Consider the following 17,914-nt stretch of genomic DNA (forward strand, 5'->3'; position numbering starts at 1 on the left):
AACCTCCTTTTAAGAGGTCTTTTTCTTTCTCCTTGATTTCATCTTTGAGGCTACAGTTTTAGTTTTTTCTCCATACTTTCTTCTGAACTTCTCCACTCTTCCCTCTGTATCAACAAGTTTTTCCTTACCTGTGAAGAAAGGATGACAATTTGAACATATTTCAACTTTAATAAATTTTTTTGTAGAACGGGTCTCAACTCTATTTCCACAAGCACACTCAATCACTGCTTCCACATACTCGGGATGAATTTTTGGTTTCATTTTTTTTTCTTTTTTAAATTCTGGATTTGAACCCTTTGAATTTATTTTTATTTTTTAATTATAATATAAACAAATGGGAAAATCAATCTCATTAAAAGATGTTCCTCTTTTTAAATTTCTGTCTGATAGGGAAATTGAAATAATAGAGAAACTGGGTATAAGCAAAAAATATAAGAAGGGAGAAATTATTATAGAAGAAAGGGAAAAGGGAGACTCTATTTACATAATCAATTCAGGTGAGGTAAAAGTTTCTCTTTTTTCTGAAGATGGAAAAGAAATTACTTTAACTTATTTAAAAGAAGGTGATTTTTTTGGTGAAGTTGGTTTTTTTGGTGAGGAGGAGAGGACAGCAAGAGTTACTGCTATAAAAGATACAGATGTTACAATTTTTCACAGAGAGGATCTTCTGTATAACTTGATGAAACATCCGGAGATACTCATTTCAATAATAAAAGAAATGGCAGAAAGAATAAAAAAAACAAATGAAAAATTAAGTTCTCTTGTATTTCTTGATGTATCAGGTAGAATTGCAAGGTATTTTATTGAAAAGGCTGAAAAAGAAGGTGAAAAAATAGGAGAATATATTTTTATTAAGGAAAATTTTAAAATAAAAGAAATTGCTTCAGCTATAGGTTCATCAAGAGAAAGTGTATCAAGGATAATAAATGAACTTAAAAGAATAAATGTTATTAAATTATCTTCAAAAGGAATCTTTATCCACCAGAGTGCCCTTAAATTTTAAATAATCCCTTATAATTTTCCCGTGATCAAATACAATCTTATCAAAGGGTATATTATTAAAATCAAAAATATATACCCTTTTAGCATCAGAGGAGGCTTTGGGTTTTTCCTTTGTTTTTAAAATATAAACACAGGTGACAGTGTGAAACCTCGGGTCTCTATCTGGCTCACCGTATACACCAAAAAGTCTTATGATTTCAGCTTTAACACCTATTTCCTCTTCAATTTCCCTTAAGATAGCTTTTTCAGGTGATTCACCATATTCAACAAAACCACCCGGTAAGGCGAAACCAAAGGGTGGATTTTTTCTTTCAATTAAAACTATTCCTTTAAAATTATTATTTTCATCATAAATTTCAACAATACCATCCACTGTCAAAAAAGGTGTTTTTAAAGAGGGGAAAAAAAACCTAAATATTTTAAATAAAATTTTTGAAATTATATCCATTTTAAATTATAATAAAAAAAATTATGATTTTTTTATTTTTATTAATTTCTTATTTTTCTGAAGTCACCTTCTATCCTGAAGGTGCACTTATAACTGAAAAAAGGGAAGTCAATTTGAAAAAGGGGGTCAATACAGTGAATCTGAAACTTTTACCAATTGTGGATACACTATCCCTAAAAATTGACTTTGAGGATGGTGAACTTATAAGTACCCGATTTGAAAAGAAAGTTTTCAATAAATACGGAGATTTTCTAAAAGTTTTACAGGATTCCCTTGATTTAATAAATGATACAATAGAAAAACTTTCTGTTAAAATTGAAAATTTAAAAAAGGCAGGCGAATTTATTGAAAGCTTCAAAACTTCCTATTCAGAAAAGGAATCAAAGGAATTCTTAGAAAAGGAATTTATTTCAAGTAATGTTATAAATGCACTTAATGTAATAATAAATAAAGGAACAGAAATAAAAAATGAAATAAATAAAATTAACAAAAAAATAAAAGACTTAAATTTCAAAAAAGAGGAGATACAGAAAAAGTTATCCATATACCATCCTATTGGAATTGAGGATTTAACATTAAAAGTCAATTTAAATTCAAAAATAGAAGGAAAATCCTTTTTAAACTTAGAATACTTTTTACCCTCAAAATGTGGATACAGATTAATTTATAAAATAAATGGTTTACCTGAAGAAAAAAAAGTTGAAATGAACCTTTACTCAAGAATTTTCCAGTATACAGGAAAAGATTTTGAAAATGTTTATGTAAATCTTTCAACACTTTCTCCTCGTAAATATATTGAACCAGTAATCTCAAGATGGATAATAGGAGAAAGATTTACAAGAAGAAAACCTACTTTTAAGGGAATGAAAGCCACTCCTGGTGAAGTTGAGACTATTGAATCAGGAATAAGTGAAGAACATTTAGAAATCGAAATACCTGTTGAAGAAAAAGAATTATATACATCCTTTGAATATAGGTTTCCTTTTAAAACTACCATACCTTCCGATATAAAGGGAGTTATGTTATTTATGAAAAAATTTGAAATTAATTCAGATTTTTCCTATAAAGTTATACCAAGAAGTTATAAATTTGGATTTTTAATGGCAAAGGGAGTTTTAGCCTCGAAAGAAATTTTACCAAGGGGAACAGGAAATATTTTTTTAGAGGAAGAATTTATAGGTAAAAAGGATATAGGTTATATATATCCCGGTGATACTCTCTTATTTTATTTTGGCGAAGACCCTTATGTTAAGGTAAGTTATGATTTAATAAAGTCAGAAATAAATAAAAGTGGTTTATTTGATAAGAAAATTAAAAGGGAATTTGGATATAGTGTAAAAATAAAAAATGAAAGAAAAACAGAAATTAAAGGAATTTTAATAGCAGAAGTTCCTGTTTCCTCTGATCCTGATATTGTAATAAATAACATAGAATTTTCAAAAAAACCTTTTAAAGAAGATAAACCCGAAGGGAAATATTATTTTGAATTTAAATTAAAATCAGGAGAGACATACGAACTTCAATATTACTTTGATGTTATCCATCCACCTGAAAAACAGATTTTTGGATTATAAAAATTTGAAAATTTTTAAAAATAAAATTATAATTTAAAATCTGCGGGAGTAGCTCAGCGGTAGAGCGCTACCTTGCCAAGGTAGGGGTCGCGGGTTCAAATCCCGTCTCCCGCTCTTATAAAAGAATAGTAAAGATTAAGGGTTCCATTCCCCCAAAATTTTTTCCAATTTAATCTCTTTTTCTATGTGGACAGCTGAAAAATTAAGAGTTTCTTTCTTAAAATTTTTTGAAGAAAGGGGGCATAAAATAGTTCCATCTTCATCTCTTATTCCTGAAAAGGACCCTACCCTTTTATTCACAACAGCAGGAATGGTTCAGTTCAAGCCTTTTTACTCAGGAGAGGTACCTCTGCCCTTTAAAAGAGCAACATCCTGTCAGAAGTGTTTAAGGGCAACAGACCTTGAAAATGTAGGTTTAACAATAAGACACCATACCTTTTTTGAAATGCTTGGTAATTTTTCCTTTGGGGATTATTTTAAAAAGGAAGCAATAGAATGGGCTTATGAATTTGTAACAAAAGTCTTGAACTTAGATAAAAAAAGAATGTATTTTAGCGTTTATATTGAGGATGAAGAAAGTTTTAAAATCTGGAAATCTTTAGGAATAGAAGAAGAAAGAATTTTAAAAATGGGAAAGGAAACAAACTTCTGGGGTCCTGCTGGAAAAACAGGTGCCTGTGGACCATCTACTGAAATTTATTATGACCTTGGAGAAAATTACGGCTGCGGAAAAAGTGACTGTAAACCTGGCTGTGATTGTGATAGATATCTTGAAATATGGAATATAGTTTTTCCACAGTTTGATATGCAGGAAAACGGAGAAATGTTGCCATTAAAAAATAGAGGAGTTGATACAGGAATGGGACTTGAAAGAGTTCTTATGATACTTGAGGAAAAGGAATCATCCTATAAGACTGAACTTTTTGAAAAAGCAAATAAAAAACTTGAAAAAATATTAAACAGAAAATATGAAGATTCAAAAACACTATTTAGGGTTATCTTAGATCATACAAGAGCCTTAACTTTTGCAATTGCAGATGGAGCTTATCCTTCCAATGAGGGGAGAGGTTATGTTTTAAGAAGAATTTTAAGAAGAGCTTTGAGATTTGCTTATAAAAATGGAATAAGGGAAAGTTTTATGTATGAACTTGTTCCTTACTTTTCAGAAGTTTATGGTGAAAGATATAATGAATTAAAAGAAAAAAGAGAAGAAATAAGTGTAATAATAAAATCTGAGGAAGAAAGATTTTTAAATACAATTTTTAAGAATATTGTTTATTTAGAAAAAGAAATTGAAAAAGCCTTTAAGGAGGATAAAGTATTAAAGGGGGATGTGCTTTTTAAACTTTACGATACTTATGGAATACCGATAGATTTTATAGAAGAAGTAGCAAAGGAAAGGAAATTAAAACTGGATTTAGATGGCTTTAAAGAAGAGCTGGAAAAGGCAAGAGAAAGGGCAAAAGAGAAGGAAAAATTTAAAGAAATCAGGATAGATTATAAAGTTTTAAAGGAGGGCAAATCAGAATTTACAGGATATCATGAATTAATGACAGAGACTGAAATATTAAAGTATGGTTTTTTAAATGATAAAATATATATTGTTCTTGAAAAAACACCCTTCTATGCTGAAGCAGGTGGTCAGGTTGGTGATAGGGGAAAAATTAAGGGGAATGATTTTGAAATAAATGTTTTAGACACTCAATATTTAAATGAAGAAATTGTCCATATAGGTATTTTAAAAGGTGAGATAAAAGATAGAAGAGTAATAGCAGAAGTGGATATTAAAAGAAGAAAAGGTGCGCAGAGAGCTCATACAGCAACTCATATTCTTCATTCAACATTAAGAAGAATCCTTGGAGACTTTGTAAAACAGGAAGGTTCTTTGGTTGAAGATGATAGATTAAGGTTTGATTTTACCTATCCAAAGGCACTTGATCCACTTCTTGTAAAAGAAATTGAAGATAGAGTGAATAATATTATTATGGAAAATAAGTCTGTAAAATGGGAATTTAAAAAATTCGAGGAAGCAATAAAAGAGGCTATTGCTCTTTTTAAAGAAAAGTATGGAGATATTGTAAGAATTGTTGAAATTGAAGACTATTCAAAAGAACTTTGTGGCGGAACTCATGTGAAAAAAACAGGTGATATAGGAGTTTTTAAAATAATAAAGGAGGAGGCTATAAGTGCAGGAATAAGAAGAATTGAAGCTTTAACAGGTTTTAAAGCCCTTGAATATACAAGAAAAAAAGAGGAGCTTATAAATAAAATTTCTGAAATTCTTTTAGCAGATGAGGAAAACCTTTTAAGGAGAATTGAAAAATTAAGAGAGGAAATAAGGGAAAAAGAAAGGGAAAGGGAAAAATTAATAAATAAAATATCCTTATCTATATTTGATAAAATCAATATAAGAGAAAAAAATGGAAAAAAATATGTAATAGAACACTTTGAAGACCTTGAACCTGATGTTATAAGAAAAATTTCTGATATATTAATGGAAAAAAATAAAGATCTTTCACTTATTTTTCTTGTTTCCTCAGGTGAAAAAGTATTTTTCTTTTCAAGAACAGGTAAAGATTCTGGTCTTGATGCAAGAATTTTTGTAAAAAAATTTGGTGAAATTGTAAAAGGAGGTGGTGGTGGAAATAAGGAAAAAGCTGAAGGAGGTGGTAAGGATAAATCAAAGATAAAGGAAGGTCTTATTTTGATAGAAGAGATGATATGAAAAGAATAACATTAAAGGAGCTTTTAAAAAACGAAAAAGTTATAAAATACATAGAAGAGGCTGATAGATATCTTGAAAAACTGGGTTATACAGAACATGGTCTGAGACATGCAAAGTATGTTGGTAAAACAGCAGGAAGAATTTTAAGGGAACTTTCCTATCCTGAAAGAAGGGCTGAACTTGCAGAAATAGCAGGCTTTTTGCATGATATTGGAAATGTTATTCACAGGGACCATCATGCACAATTTGGTGCTTTAATAGCCCACCAGATTCTTAGTGAAATGGATATGCCCCTTGAAGAGGTAATTGAAATAGCTCAAGCTATAGGGAATCATCATGAAGAAGACGGTATACCTGCAAAGGATATAACTTCAGCACTTATTATTGCTGATAAATCTGATGTTCACAGGGAAAGGGTTAGAAAGAAAAATTCTGATATAAAAACTGATATTCATGATAGGGTTAACTATTCAGCAAAAAGTTCTAAGGTAATTGTTTTTCCTGATAGAAAAATAATAAGATTTGATATTGAGATAAATACAAGAATTTCTCCTGTTCTTGAATATTTCGAAATTTTTTTACAGAGAATGATAATTGCTTCAATGGCAGCTAAAAATCTTGGACAGAAGTTTGAGCTTTTTATAAATGGAACTAAAATGTTATAAAATTTTTATAGGTTCAATTCCATTATAATTTTCTTTTTCAAAAATGATAGATATAGTAGAACTAAAACAGAAAAAAACAAACGAACTTATATCTCTTGCAAAGGAATTGGGTATAAAGGTTAGTCAATCAATAAAAAAAGAAGAACTTATTTTTGCAATCGCTCAGGAAATAGCAAGAAGAGAAGGAGCTGAATTCAGAGAAGGTGTTATTGAAATACATCCAGAGGGTTACGGATTTTTAAGATCACCAAAAAACAGTTATTTACAAGGGACAGAGGATGTTTACATATCTCAGTCACAGATTAAAAGATTTGGTTTAAAAACAGGAGATCTTGTATCAGGTTATATAAAGGTTCCAGTTGATGGAACAGTTAAATTTCCTGCCATGGTTAAAATTGAACTCATAAACGGTTACGCGCCTCAGGAGCTAAAGTCAAGACCAGAATTTGATGAACTTATTCCTTATTTTCCGACAAGAAGAATTAAACTGGAAATTGAGGAAGAAGAAGATTTAACAAGAAGGATTATAGATCTTTTTGTTCCTATAGGTCATGGGCAAAGAGGACTTATAGTATCACCCCCAAGAGCAGGTAAAACTGTTATGTTACAGAAAATAGCCCAGAGTATAAGGAAGAATCACCCTGATACTTATGTAATTGTTCTTTTAATTGATGAAAGACCTGAAGAGGTAACTGACTGGAAAAGAAAAGTTGATGCAGAAGTAATTTCTTCAACTTTTGATGAACCAGCAGATAGACATGCACAGGTAGCAAAAATAGTTCTTGAAAGAGCAAAAAGAATGGTTGAATTAAAAAAGGATGTAGTTATATTGCTTGACTCTTTAACAAGGCTAACAAGAGCTCATAATGTTTTAGCAGCCCATTCAGGAAGAACTCTTTCAGGTGGTCTTGATGCAACTGCTTTAATAGAACCAAGGAAATTTTTCGGTGCAGCAAGAAATATTGAAGAAGGAGGTTCTTTAACAATAATAGCTTCCTGTTTGATAGAAACAGGTTCAAGAATGGATGATGTGATATACGAAGAATTCAAAGGAACAGGTAATATGGAAATAATACTTGATAGAAAACTTGCTGAAAGGAGAATTTTCCCTGCCATTGATTTAAAGAAATCAGGAACAAGAAGGGAAGAACTTTTACTTCCAAATTCTGTTTTAAACAAAGTATGGATTCTAAGAAAGTTAATCGCAGAAATGAGTAATGTTGAGTCTATGGAGTTTCTTATTCAAAAAATGAGGTTATATAGAACCAATGAAGAATTTCTTGAAGCAATGACACAGCAGAAGTGAATATCTTATAATTCTTTAGGGGCGGGTAGTTCAGCCTGGTTAGAACGCCTGTCTCACATACAGGAGGTCCGAGGTTCAAATCCTCGCCCGCCCATTGTCTAAAAAATATGAAAAAATTGTTTATAACTTTATTTCTAATAATAACTGTAAATGCCCTTGAAGTAAAGGAGGTTTATATATGCAGAAATGTGGAAAATAGGACTCCAGTACAAACGGATACACTTTTTGAAAGTGGTGTAGGATACCTATACTGCTACACTGTTCTTAAATCAGAAAAACCAGATACAGTATATCATGAATGGATATATAATAATGAAGTAAAGGCAAAAATAAAACTTGCTATCACTACCCCATCAGAAAATTATAGAACATGGAGCAAAAAAACTATAATGTCACTTTTTACTGGTGAATGGACTGTAAGAATTAAAAATTCAAAGGATTCAATTTTAAAGGAAATAAAATTTAAAATAAAGTAAATTACCCTTTAATTATCTGAGTACCCCATTTACCCTCCCATCCTTCAAGACATCTTTCAAGAGAAGTAATTACAGCCCTTTTACCAGTATCTTCAACAAAAGATATTGCAGCTTCCACCTTTGGAAGCATACTCCCTTTCGAAAAATGACCTTCTTCTATAAATTTTTTTAATTCTGAAACTTTTATTTCTCTTAATTCTCTCTGGTTTTCTTTTCTATAATTTAAATAAACGAACTCAACATCTGTTAAAATCATAAATAGGTCTGCATTTATTAACTTTGCTATTAATGAAGAGGCTCTGTCCTTATCTATTACAGCAGGCTTTGCTTTAAGTTTATAACCCTCTTTTACAAGAGGAATACCACCTCCACCAACAGCAACAGTTATAACACCACTATCCGCCAATTTTTTTAAAACATTTTTCTCAACTATATCAATTGGCAAAGGTGAAGGAACTGTTATTCTATAGCCCCTCCCTGCATCCTCTTTTATCGGCCAAGGAAATTTACTTTTCAAAGATTCAGCCTCTTCCTTTGTAAAAAATGGACCTATCGGTTTTGAGGGATTATCAAATTCAGGGTCATTACTTTTAACAATAACCTGAGTAATAACAGCAACAACTTCCTTATTAAATCCTATTTCCCAGAAAATTTCCCTTAAAAGGTGTGCTATCATGTAACCCATCCATCCTTGAGTTTCTGCACCAAGAATATCAAGGGGATAAGGCGGAGTACTTTCCCTTGCATAAAAACTTCTTAAAAGTTCTATTCCCACCTGTGGACCATTTCCATGGGTAATAATAGCACTCTCAGCCTTTTTTAAAAGAGGAACAAGTTTTCTTAATGTTTCTTCTGTATTTTTAAATTGTGTAACAATATCAGGGGTTGCGCCCTTGGGCAAAATAGCATTTCCTCCAAGAGCAATAACTATTTTCATAAATCCTCCTTACTTTTTTTAGTTATACCTCTTTTTGATGATTCAATAAACTTTATCAAATGTAAAATATCTTCATTACTTTCAAACTCACTTTTGAGCCTTTCAAGAGCCTGAGAAACATTTAAATTACTGAAAAATAAAATTTTAAAAGCCCTTTTTATATTATTTAACCTCTCTCCAACAATACCCCTTCTCTTCAATCCCACTGAATTTATTCCCCTTATCTCAGCATCAGGGTTACCATAACATAATGCGTATGGCACAATATCTTTTTTAACATGACTTCCACCGCCTATTATTGAATACTTACCAATTCTAACAAACTGATGAATTAGAGAGTTGGCACTTATAAAGGCATAATCTTCCACCTCCACATGGCCACCCAGTTGTGCACCATTTACTATTATCACTCCACTACCAATCTTTGAATTATGGGCTATATGAGAATAAGCCATTAAAAAATTTGAATTACCAATTACCGTCTTTTCACCTTCTCCTGTTGCTTTATGTATTGTAACAAACTCTCTTATAATATTGTTATCTCCTATAATAACCCATGAATCCTCTCCTTTAAACTTAACATCCTGAGGAGGATAACCTATACAGGCTCCAAAATATATCCTATTATCTTTACCAATTTTAACATTTCCCCTTATCATAACATGAGCATCAATATAAGTTCCATCACCTATTTCTACATTTCCCTCTATTATAGAATAAGGACCTATATGTATATTATCTCCCAGTTTAACATTTTCACCAAGAATACAGGTTTTATGAATATTATTCATACATCTGAAATAATAGCTGTAAATGTTCCCTCACAAACAATTCCTTCTTCCTTTAAAGCAAATCCTCTTAATTTACATACCTTACCTTTAAACCTCAAAAGTTCCACTACCATATATAACGTATCACTGGGATAAACAGCCTTTTTAAATTTAACATTTTCAATTCCTGTGAATACGGGAATTTTATTTTTAAGACTGTGTTCCTCCTTAAACCTTTCAAATACCATTATACCTCCTGTCTGAACAATTGCTTCAACTATCAAAACTCCAGGCATTATTTTTCTCTTTGGAAAATGTCCTTTAAAAAACTCCTCGTTATAACTTACATTCTTAATACCAACAATTCTATCCTCTTCAAGAGATAAAACTTTATCAACAAGTAAAAAAGGGTAATCATGAGGTAAAATTTTCCTTATTTCTTCTGAGTCAATCTCCCTTCCATATCCTGAAAAAGCTTCAAGGAAAGGTAAAAATTCTATGTGATCCCTGTGTCCAGTTCCTTCAAAAAGGAATTTACCTTTAAATCTTTTTCCGAGTAAACTTATATCACCAATAACATCAAGAATTTTATGTCTTGCTGGCTCATCTTCAAATGTTAAAATACTTTTATTGATTATATCATTATCTTTAAAAATTATTGCCAAGTTTTCATCTCCGCCTTCAAAAAAACCCTTTTCCTTTAAAGCCTTTGCTTCCTCATAAGTTATAAAGGTTTTACTTGGAGCAATCTCTTTTACATAACTTTCTTTACTGAAAATAAAATCATATCTATATTTTAGATAAGGTTCTCTGGTGAATTTATAACTTATTTCAAAATCCTCTCCTGGTAAAATTGAAATTCTTGAACCATTAAAACTTTTAGAAAAAGCCTTTTTAACTTTATAAAATTCCAACTCCTCTTCCTTTTCTTCAAGACCTTTTTCTAAAATTTTTTCAATAAAAATTTTAGCTGAACCATCAAAAAAGGGAATTTCATCACCTTTTATCTCTATTATAACATCATCAATTCCAGTTCCATAAATAGCTGACATTAGATGTTCTACATATAACACACTATTTTTTTCAAAAATTAAACATGTCCCCCTTTTAGAATAAGAGGGTTCTAATTCTTTTAATGGATAAAATTTGCCTTCAACAAGAAAAAAAATACCCTTTTTTTCATTGGGCTTTAAAATTATTTCACAAATTTCTCCTTTATCAAGTCCTTTACCTTTGAAATTTATTTCTCCCTTTATTGTTTTTCTCTTTTCCATAACAGAAAGACCTTGATTGTAGTTGAATGAATTTCAATTAAATCATTTAAATCAGAAGAATATCCACCACCTAAGGTAATTGCAATACTATATCCCCTTTCAAGTGTAAATTTTCTTACAATTTCATCTCTTTTTTTCAATCCATTCTTTGTTAATTTCAAATTTCCTAAAAGGTCTTTTTCGTAAGGATCAGCACCTGCCTGATATAGAATAAGGTCAAAACTTTTTTCCTTAAAAATAAATTCAAGAGCATTTTCAAGCTTTTCAAGGTATTCTTCCTCACCTGTTCCTCCCCATAAACCAATATCAAGGTCACTTTTTTGTTTTGGTACAGGATATAAATCTTCCTGATGCATTGAAAAAGTAAAAACATCAGGATCATTTTCGAAAATTTTTGCTGTTCCATTTCCCTGATGAAGATCAAGATCTATAATTAAAGCATTTTTAATCTTATTCTCCTTTTTTAACTTTTTAACAGCATAAGCAAGGTCATTTATATAACAGAAACCCTCTGCTTTGTCAGGAAAAGCATGATGCCAGCCTCCACCTATATGTATTCCAAGACCATATTTTAGGGCATCACAAGAAGCAAGATATGTGGCATTTGCACCTATCAGGTAAAAATCAACAATTTCTTTATTCAAAGGTAATTCAGAAAACATTGTTCTTCTTGTCCATCTTAAATTTTTCAAATCATCAAGATACTCCTCAGTATGAACAATTTTAAGTTCCTCAAAAGATAAAGGACTAACCTCAAAAAAGTCTTCTTCTTTTAAAATACCTTCTTTTATTAATTTTTCTTTAATTAGCCTATACTTCTGTGTAGGAAAAACGTGAGGACCTATATTTACCTCATATCTTGAGGAGTAATAAACCCTCATTTTTTATAAAGTCCCTTTTCCTTTATAAAATTCTCAACTTCAGGATGAACCATAAGGTATATGCTTTTACCCTCCTTTATTCTCCTTCTTATTTCCCTTGCTGATACTTCAATAATCCTTGTATTTAAAATTATTGCCTTTTCTTTATAAGGGAAATCATCTCTTATTTCTTTTTTTACCCTCTGACAAACAACTATTTTGGCAAGGTCAAAAAGACTTTCATACTCATACCATGTTCCTATATTCACAAATTGGTCTGAACCCATTATAAAATAAATTTCCTCATCCTTTCTTCTTCTTTTCCATTCACTCAATACAAGAGCAGTATAGGTGGGAGCGAATTTTAAATGGGACTCAAAATCTGAAACATAGAAAGGATGTCCTTTTAGCATAAGTTCAACCATTTTAACTCTATCCTCAAATTCAGCTCTTGTTTTTCTATGAGGGGGCCTATAGGAAACAAGAAAGTGAATTTCATCAAGCTCAAGTTTTTCTAAAACATCCTGTGCAACAAGAAGGTGACCTATATGAGGTGGATCAAAAGTTCCTCCAAATATTCCTATTTTTTTCATTTTTTATTTATTTTTTTCCTTGCTTTTTCTGCCCAGATAGTATCAGGATATTTACTAATCAATTCTTCATAATAAATTTTTGCTGAATTAAATTTTTTCATATTTTCATAAAGTTCAGCAATTTTATATATTTTTTCTGCTAAAATATTTAAAACCTCGCCTTTGAGACCTTTAATTTCTTCAATGTATTGAGACTCTGGATATTTTCTTTGAAATTCAGATAATTTAGTAAGAACTTTCTCAAGTTCTTTTGTTTCATGAAGCGGTGAGCGAACTTTTAAAATTTCAAGTTTTAATAAATCAAACTCTGCCTCTTCAATATGCTCAGAATTGGGAAATTGATTTATAAGAAAATTATATTCTGAAATAGCTGTTTCAAATTGTTTTTCATTCAAATAGGATTTTGCTATATAAAACTGGGCATCGTCGGTATATTCTTTTATCTCACCTGAAAATAAAACCCTATTAAAATAGAATCTTGCTTTATCATATTTACCTTTATAAAAATTATAAAGACCAAGTTCAAAATATCTCTGTGTATCAAAATTTTCCATTTTTGCCCTTTTGAAAAGGCAGGCGGAAAGAATTGTAAAAAAAATCAAAAAAAATTTTCTCATTTTTAAAATCAATTATAAATAGTCAACTTACCTTTTTTCAAGAGTAATGAACCAATTTTTATATTAATGAGTCTAATAATAATCAAAGGTTCAAATCCCTTAAAAATAAAAAGGAGAAGAAAAATGAAAAAAATAATAAACATCATAACTGTAATAAACCTGATAACTATATTGGGATGCAGAGAAAAACAAACTGAACCAACCTTGAATGACGAGGAAATTTTAAAACAGATGATAAACGAAAGTGAATTCTTCAAGGAATTTGATGAATTTTCTGAGTGGAATTTTATAACAACATTTTCAGATATAATATCAAATTTTATAGTAAACTGGGGAAGAGAAATAAATAATATAATAAAGGATATTAATATTCATATAGAAGGTGATTCAGCAATAGTGACTATTAATAAAGATGTGAAAGGGACACTTCATATAATTGCCACTTCCCCTGATACTTTTATCAATTTATCAAAGCCCTTACATCACAAATTTACAAGGTATGCTTTATTTAAAAAAACTGATGAGAAGAAATGGAGACTTAATAAAATTTCTGGTGGTGAATCCCAATCACTTGACATATTTACAGTTAGAATTGATTCAGTTAAAATAGAAATACCCTCAATTAACTATGTAAGGGTCTATAAAAATCCTCTTGATATGATAAATGTGGAGGATATTATAAAATTAAAACCAGGAGATTCAGTTTTAGTAACTTATTATACAAATGGAGAAAATTCCCTTTCTTACATTCATCCAAGACCCTTTTTAAGAAGAATTTTAGAACCTTATGGAAATGGAATTTTTAAAGGAAAATATCATGCTCCTTTAAATCCAGGTATCTATCATGTTGCTTTTGATGTTATAAGATGGGAATCAATAATGACAAAAAGCTATCCATTTGAAGATGCTAACATATGGTTTTTTGCATATAAGGTGGAAAAATAAAACTGAGGGGGGACCCCCCCATCCAACTTTTTTAAGAAAAGAGGAAATTAAAGAACCTTATCTAGGTTAATCTTCTTTTTTTAAAGAAGACTTACTAAAATATGAAAATCTGTGCTCTTTTTATTTAAAATATAAATCTTCAAAGGTTCAAATCCTCTCTTAAAAATTTTTAAAATTAAAAAATGAAAAAGGTAAAAGTTGCTATAAATGGTTTTGGAAGAATTGGAAGACAGGTTTTAAAAGAAGGTTTAAAAAGAAAAAATCTTGAATTTGTTGCAATAAATGACTTATCAGACCCTGAGGCTCTCGCACACCTATATAAATACGATTCTGTTTTTGGAATAACAGATGATAAAATAGAAGTTGAAAAAGATGGATTTAAGATTAATGGAAAGAAAATAAAGGTATTTTCTGAAAAAGAACCATCAAAACTCCCGTGGAAAGAGCTTGAAGTTGATTATGTAGTAGAATCAACAGGAGCCTTTACAGATAGAACAAAAGCAGCTCTTCACCTTGATGCAGGAGCAAAAAGAGTTATAATTACTGCTCCTGGTAAGGGAACTAAACCGGATGTTACAATTGTTCTCGGTGTTAATGAACACTTTTATGACCCGGAAAAACATTTTGTTATCTCCAATGCTTCCTGCACGACAAACTGTTTTTCCTTTTTGGTTAAAATTATACACGAAAACTTTGGAATTGAAAAGGGAGAGATGACCACAATACACTCCTATACGAATGACCAGAGAATTCTTGACCAGATACACAGGGATTTAAGGAGAGCAAGAGCAGCAGCTTTAAATATAATACCAACATCGACAGGTGCAGCAGAAGCAATTGAACTTGTTTATCCTGAATTAAAGGGAAAACTAAAGGCTATCTCAATCAGGGTTCCAACACCAAATGTTTCCCTTTGCGATTTTACAGCAGTAGTTAAAAAAGAAGTTAAAAAAGAAGAAGTTAATGAGGCTTTCAAAAAGGCATCAGAAAAACTCTCAAAATATCTTGAATACTGTGATAAACCCCTTGTTTCATCTGATTTCATAGGAAACCCTCATTCCTGTATATTTGATGCAACCTTAACTGAAACTGTTGAGAACTTGGTAAAAGTAGCAGGCTGGTATGATAATGAATGGGGGTACTCTGTAAGGGTTGTAGATTTGCTTGAATATTTATCAGAAAAGGAGAAATAAAATGAAAACATTAAATCAAATAGGGGATATAAGGGGTAAAAGAGTTTTTGTAAGGGTTGATTTTAATGTGCCAATAAAAAAAGGTAGAATTCAGGATGACACAAGGATAAGAGAGACAGTTCCAACAATAAAGTTTTTATCTGAAAAAGGGGCAAAGGTAATTCTTGCCTCACATCTTGGAAGGCCAAAAGGAGAAAGAAATCCTGAATTTTCGCTTAAACCCTGTGCAAATAGACTTAGTAAAATCCTTGGAAAAAAGGTAAAATTCACCGAAGAATTGTATGGGGAAGAAGTTAAGAAAATTATTGAAAAATTAAAGGAAGGGGATATTTTGCTTATTGAAAATGTAAGATTTGAAAAAAATGAGGAAAAGGAAGATACTGAACTTGCAAAAAAATGGAGGGAACTTGCGGATATCTATGTTAATGAAGCTTTTTCCGCTTCTCATAGAAAGCATACATCGGTTTTTACACTTCCAAAGCTCTTTGAGGAAAAGTATGCTGGTTTTTTACTGGAAAAGGAAATAAATAACTTAAAGAAAATTACGGAAAATTTTGAAAGACCCTTTATAGCAATATTGGGTGGTGCAAAAGTGGAAGATAAAATAGGTGTGATAAAAACTCTTGTTGATAAATGTGATAAAGTTTTAATAGGTGGGGGTATGATGTTTACCTTCTGGAAGGCTAAAGGTAAAAAAATAGGAAATTCTATATTAGATGAAAAATACACTCAAGAAGTGAATAAACTTCCTGAGGATAAAATACTTATCGCAGTTGATACAAGATATGCTGAAAAACCTGAAAGTAAAAAATATGAGGAAGGAGAGGAAGTTCCTGAAGGTTATTCAGGATATGATATAGGAGCAAAAACAATAGAAATCTTTAAAGAAGAAATCTCTAAAGCAAAAACGATATTCTGGAATGGACCAATGGGTGTTTTTGAAAATAAAACTTTCAGGGAAGGGACTTACGAAATAGCAAAAAAAATAGCAGAACAGACAGAAAAGGGTGCTTTTTCTCTATGTGGTGGAGGAGAAACAGTCCAGGTTTTAAAGGAGTTAAAACTTGAAGAAAAAATCTCCTTTGTATCAACAGGAGGCGGTGCATCCCTTGAATTCATTGAAAAGGGAACTTTGCCAGGTATTGAGGCTTTAGAATAAAAAATTTTGATAATTTCAAATCAGCCGAAAAACATGGAATAAAAAATTTTATTATTATCTGAATTATTTACCTCTTTTTATATTAAAGCTAAAAAACCTTTCCACATAATTACCTACCTTATCTACTATTCTAACTTTCATATCAATTTTTTCAAGATTTTCAGCATAAGAAAAAATTGCAAGAAGAGAATCTCCCTTTACAATAAGTGGAGGTGGCTCTGCATGGAGAAGATTAAGGGTAAGTTCATCATTATCTTTATCCTCACCTATAAATCTTATGTATATCTTCCCTTCCTTATATTTAATATCCTGGCCCTTTATATCAGGTGAAGAGTTCAAAACAACTGTTTGGATAGTATAGGCTTTATTTGACCTAATTTTGTTATCCCTTGCGTATATAAGTGCCTCAATTGTATCGCCTGCTTTTATATTTTTAAGATGAAATTCAAGAGAAGAATCCCTTGGGAAATTCCTATTTATTCTCCATCTAACAATAAAACTAATCGGATCCCCATCAGGGTCATAACCATATGGAACAATTCTTACCTTTTCTGTATTTGAATAAATATTTTCAGGTTCAAATTTAGCTGATTCAACAATAGGGGGGCTATTTTCCACTTTTATTGATTTCGTTTTATAAGGAATACCTTTTGTATCATTCAAATAGGGAATGACAAGTGCATAAATTTCATCACCTTTTGCCACATCTATCAATCTGAATGTATCCTCTTCTGAAGTTTTGACTTTTTTACCATTTATGTACCATTCAATCAAAACTTTTGCATTTCCTTTTACCCCGTAATCAAGCTTTAAAAGTTCTCCTTTTCTTGCATATGGATTAACAATTCTCGCATATTCTATCTTTACTAATTCCTCATTAAGCTTCCTTTCCCTACAAGAAAAAATAAAGAAAAATAATAAAATAAGTATTTTTAACGTCATTCTACTTTAGAAGGTATTTAAAAATTTTCCCTCCATTCTGGAATCATATCAATATGGACAGGTTCAATATACTCAATATAAAGCACTTTGTGTGGAGTTGGTCTATCTTCATAAAATACTTCCGGTATTTCAAATGTTATTTTTACCTTTGCAGGTAGTTTAAATTCAGAGGATTTAGCATTTTCTGAAAACCTAATTTTCTTTTCCTTCAAGAGAGTTTGGAAGTTTTCTGTCATTAAAAATGGCCACATAAGTTCTAAAAAGTAAAGTTTATTACCTTCAATTTTGCAGAGTGTCATAACATGAGTATCAACTCTTTCAGATGGGTTACTCTTTGAATAAAGTTCATTAAAAACAAATAAAAAAGAAATATAAAATATAAAAATTCTCATTTTAAAAACTCCTGAAAAATTAATTAAAGGGAATCG

The 17,914-nt window shown here is 30.7% G+C and carries 19 protein-coding genes and 2 tRNA genes; 11 read left to right on the forward strand and 10 right to left on the reverse strand.

Translation table 11 applies throughout. The features are described 5' to 3' along the window. Nucleotides 1–9: 9 nt before the first annotated feature. Nucleotides 10–261 carry a 50S ribosomal protein L31 gene (gene rpmE, locus ABIN73_04655; GenBank protein MEO0269015.1) on the reverse strand — a complete coding sequence of 84 codons (252 nt, stop codon included), beginning with the start codon at nt 259–261 and terminating at the stop codon, nt 10–12. A gap of 73 nt (nt 262–334) precedes the next feature. On the opposite strand from rpmE, the gene ABIN73_04660 reads away from it, so the two are divergent. Continuing rightward, nucleotides 335–1,003, forward strand: a complete 669-nt coding sequence (locus ABIN73_04660; GenBank protein MEO0269016.1) for a Crp/Fnr family transcriptional regulator — start codon at nt 335–337, stop codon at nt 1,001–1,003. Here ABIN73_04660 and ABIN73_04665 read toward each other — a convergent pair. Continuing rightward, complete coding sequence (locus ABIN73_04665) at nt 962–1,450, reverse strand: NUDIX hydrolase (protein MEO0269017.1); 489 nt, start codon at nt 1,448–1,450, stop codon at nt 962–964. The genes ABIN73_04660 and ABIN73_04665 overlap by 42 nt on opposite strands. Before the next feature lie 23 nt (nt 1,451–1,473). On the opposite strand from ABIN73_04665, the gene ABIN73_04670 reads away from it, so the two are divergent. The 7 genes from ABIN73_04670 to ABIN73_04700 all read left to right on the forward strand — a co-directional run bounded on the left by ABIN73_04670 (nt 1,474) and on the right by ABIN73_04700 (nt 8,196). After that, complete coding sequence (locus ABIN73_04670; protein ID MEO0269018.1) at nt 1,474–3,024, forward strand: DUF4139 domain-containing protein; 1,551 nt, start codon at nt 1,474–1,476, stop codon at nt 3,022–3,024. A 42-nt stretch (nt 3,025–3,066) separates the two neighbouring features. Further along, nucleotides 3,067–3,138: transfer RNA gene (locus ABIN73_04675), tRNA-Gly, on the forward strand. Between the two features lie 70 nt (nt 3,139–3,208). Then, nucleotides 3,209–5,749 (forward strand): alanine--tRNA ligase, encoded by a 2,541-nt coding sequence (gene alaS / locus ABIN73_04680; protein MEO0269019.1) that lies wholly within the window; start codon nt 3,209–3,211, stop codon nt 5,747–5,749. After that, the gene (locus tag ABIN73_04685; protein ID MEO0269020.1) at nt 5,746–6,414 is read left to right on the forward strand and encodes an HD domain-containing protein; all 669 of its coding nucleotides are present in this window, start codon (nt 5,746–5,748) and stop codon (nt 6,412–6,414) included. Before alaS ends, ABIN73_04685 begins: the two co-directional genes overlap by 4 nt. A 43-nt stretch (nt 6,415–6,457) precedes the next feature. Continuing rightward, nucleotides 6,458–7,720: a transcription termination factor Rho gene (gene rho / locus ABIN73_04690; GenBank protein MEO0269021.1), complete on the forward strand. Its 1,263-nt coding sequence runs from the start codon at nt 6,458–6,460 to the stop codon at nt 7,718–7,720. 19 nt (nt 7,721–7,739) lie between these two features. After that, nucleotides 7,740–7,814 (forward strand) — tRNA-Val (locus tag ABIN73_04695). Between the two features lie 13 nt (nt 7,815–7,827). Then, nucleotides 7,828–8,196 carry a DUF2914 domain-containing protein gene (locus ABIN73_04700; GenBank protein ID MEO0269022.1) on the forward strand — a complete coding sequence of 123 codons (369 nt, stop codon included), beginning with the start codon at nt 7,828–7,830 and terminating at the stop codon, nt 8,194–8,196. Nucleotide 8,197: 1 nt separating this feature from the next. On the opposite strand, the gene arcC is transcribed toward ABIN73_04700, so the two are convergent. From arcC to bamD, 6 genes are read right to left on the reverse strand one after another with little or no spacing between them, the layout of a single operon-like run. Next, on the reverse strand, nt 8,198–9,133 hold the full coding sequence (gene arcC, locus ABIN73_04705; protein MEO0269023.1) for a carbamate kinase: 936 nt from the start codon (nt 9,131–9,133) through the stop codon (nt 8,198–8,200). Next, entirely contained in the window at nt 9,130–9,924 is a 795-nt protein-coding gene (gene lpxA, locus ABIN73_04710; GenBank protein ID MEO0269024.1) for an acyl-ACP--UDP-N-acetylglucosamine O-acyltransferase, read from the reverse strand. The genes arcC and lpxA overlap by 4 nt, the downstream gene beginning before the upstream one ends. After that, a complete protein-coding gene (gene fabZ / locus ABIN73_04715; GenBank protein MEO0269025.1) occupies nt 9,921–11,177 on the reverse strand; it encodes a 3-hydroxyacyl-ACP dehydratase FabZ in 1,257 nt (418 codons plus the stop codon). Before fabZ ends, lpxA begins: the two co-directional genes overlap by 4 nt. Continuing rightward, nucleotides 11,156–12,058 carry a histone deacetylase gene (locus tag ABIN73_04720; protein MEO0269026.1) on the reverse strand — a complete coding sequence of 301 codons (903 nt, stop codon included), beginning with the start codon at nt 12,056–12,058 and terminating at the stop codon, nt 11,156–11,158. Before ABIN73_04720 ends, fabZ begins: the two co-directional genes overlap by 22 nt. Continuing rightward, on the reverse strand, nt 12,055–12,630 hold the full coding sequence (gene nadD, locus ABIN73_04725) for a nicotinate (nicotinamide) nucleotide adenylyltransferase (protein ID MEO0269027.1): 576 nt from the start codon (nt 12,628–12,630) through the stop codon (nt 12,055–12,057). Before nadD ends, ABIN73_04720 begins: the two co-directional genes overlap by 4 nt. Beyond that, complete coding sequence (gene bamD / locus ABIN73_04730) at nt 12,627–13,247, reverse strand: outer membrane protein assembly factor BamD (GenBank protein MEO0269028.1); 621 nt, start codon at nt 13,245–13,247, stop codon at nt 12,627–12,629. Before bamD ends, nadD begins: the two co-directional genes overlap by 4 nt. Nucleotides 13,248–13,370: 123 nt before the next feature. On the opposite strand from bamD, the gene ABIN73_04735 reads away from it, so the two are divergent. The 3 genes from ABIN73_04735 to ABIN73_04745 all read left to right on the forward strand — a co-directional run bounded on the left by ABIN73_04735 (nt 13,371) and on the right by ABIN73_04745 (nt 16,544). Further along, nucleotides 13,371–14,192: a hypothetical protein gene (locus ABIN73_04735; protein MEO0269029.1), complete on the forward strand. Its 822-nt coding sequence runs from the start codon at nt 13,371–13,373 to the stop codon at nt 14,190–14,192. A 182-nt stretch (nt 14,193–14,374) separates the two neighbouring features. Continuing rightward, complete coding sequence (gene gap, locus ABIN73_04740; protein MEO0269030.1) at nt 14,375–15,385, forward strand: type I glyceraldehyde-3-phosphate dehydrogenase; 1,011 nt, start codon at nt 14,375–14,377, stop codon at nt 15,383–15,385. Between the two features lies 1 nt (nt 15,386). After that, nucleotides 15,387–16,544 carry a phosphoglycerate kinase gene (locus ABIN73_04745; protein MEO0269031.1) on the forward strand — a complete coding sequence of 386 codons (1,158 nt, stop codon included), beginning with the start codon at nt 15,387–15,389 and terminating at the stop codon, nt 16,542–16,544. A 63-nt stretch (nt 16,545–16,607) separates the two neighbouring features. Here ABIN73_04745 and ABIN73_04750 read toward each other — a convergent pair whose 3' ends face one another. Next, a complete protein-coding gene (locus ABIN73_04750; protein ID MEO0269032.1) occupies nt 16,608–17,486 on the reverse strand; it encodes a hypothetical protein in 879 nt (292 codons plus the stop codon). 17 nt (nt 17,487–17,503) lie between these two features. Beyond that, nucleotides 17,504–17,878 carry a hypothetical protein gene (locus ABIN73_04755; GenBank protein MEO0269033.1) on the reverse strand — a complete coding sequence of 125 codons (375 nt, stop codon included), beginning with the start codon at nt 17,876–17,878 and terminating at the stop codon, nt 17,504–17,506. Nucleotides 17,879–17,914 lie beyond the last annotated feature (36 nt).

Source organism: candidate division WOR-3 bacterium, assembly GCA_039804025.1.
Taxonomy (GTDB): Bacteria; Hydrothermota; Hydrothermia; order Hydrothermales; family JAJRUZ01; genus JBCNVI01.

Coding starts and splice junctions, on each gene's coding strand:
- ABIN73_04720 (MEO0269026.1), bottom strand. CDS start 12,058: ATGAGGGTTTATTACTCCTCAAGATATGAGGTAAATATAGGTCCTCAC.
- fabZ (MEO0269025.1), bottom strand. CDS start 11,177: ATGGAAAAGAGAAAAACAATAAAGGGAGAAATAAATTTCAAAGGTAAA.
- rho (MEO0269021.1), top strand. CDS start 6,458: ATGATAGATATAGTAGAACTAAAACAGAAAAAAACAAACGAACTTATA.
- rpmE (MEO0269015.1), bottom strand. CDS start 261: ATGAAACCAAAAATTCATCCCGAGTATGTGGAAGCAGTGATTGAGTGT.
- ABIN73_04700 (MEO0269022.1), top strand. CDS start 7,828: ATGAAAAAATTGTTTATAACTTTATTTCTAATAATAACTGTAAATGCC.
- ABIN73_04750 (MEO0269032.1), bottom strand. CDS start 17,486: ATGACGTTAAAAATACTTATTTTATTATTTTTCTTTATTTTTTCTTGT.
- ABIN73_04755 (MEO0269033.1), bottom strand. CDS start 17,878: ATGAGAATTTTTATATTTTATATTTCTTTTTTATTTGTTTTTAATGAA.
- bamD (MEO0269028.1), bottom strand. CDS start 13,247: ATGAGAAAATTTTTTTTGATTTTTTTTACAATTCTTTCCGCCTGCCTT.
- ABIN73_04745 (MEO0269031.1), top strand. CDS start 15,387: ATGAAAACATTAAATCAAATAGGGGATATAAGGGGTAAAAGAGTTTTT.
- alaS (MEO0269019.1), top strand. CDS start 3,209: ATGTGGACAGCTGAAAAATTAAGAGTTTCTTTCTTAAAATTTTTTGAA.
- ABIN73_04660 (MEO0269016.1), top strand. CDS start 335: ATGGGAAAATCAATCTCATTAAAAGATGTTCCTCTTTTTAAATTTCTG.
- ABIN73_04735 (MEO0269029.1), top strand. CDS start 13,371: ATGAAAAAAATAATAAACATCATAACTGTAATAAACCTGATAACTATA.
- arcC (MEO0269023.1), bottom strand. CDS start 9,133: ATGAAAATAGTTATTGCTCTTGGAGGAAATGCTATTTTGCCCAAGGGC.
- ABIN73_04685 (MEO0269020.1), top strand. CDS start 5,746: ATGAAAAGAATAACATTAAAGGAGCTTTTAAAAAACGAAAAAGTTATA.
- lpxA (MEO0269024.1), bottom strand. CDS start 9,924: ATGAATAATATTCATAAAACCTGTATTCTTGGTGAAAATGTTAAACTG.
- ABIN73_04665 (MEO0269017.1), bottom strand. CDS start 1,450: ATGGATATAATTTCAAAAATTTTATTTAAAATATTTAGGTTTTTTTTC.
- gap (MEO0269030.1), top strand. CDS start 14,375: ATGAAAAAGGTAAAAGTTGCTATAAATGGTTTTGGAAGAATTGGAAGA.
- ABIN73_04670 (MEO0269018.1), top strand. CDS start 1,474: ATGATTTTTTTATTTTTATTAATTTCTTATTTTTCTGAAGTCACCTTC.
- nadD (MEO0269027.1), bottom strand. CDS start 12,630: ATGAAAAAAATAGGAATATTTGGAGGAACTTTTGATCCACCTCATATA.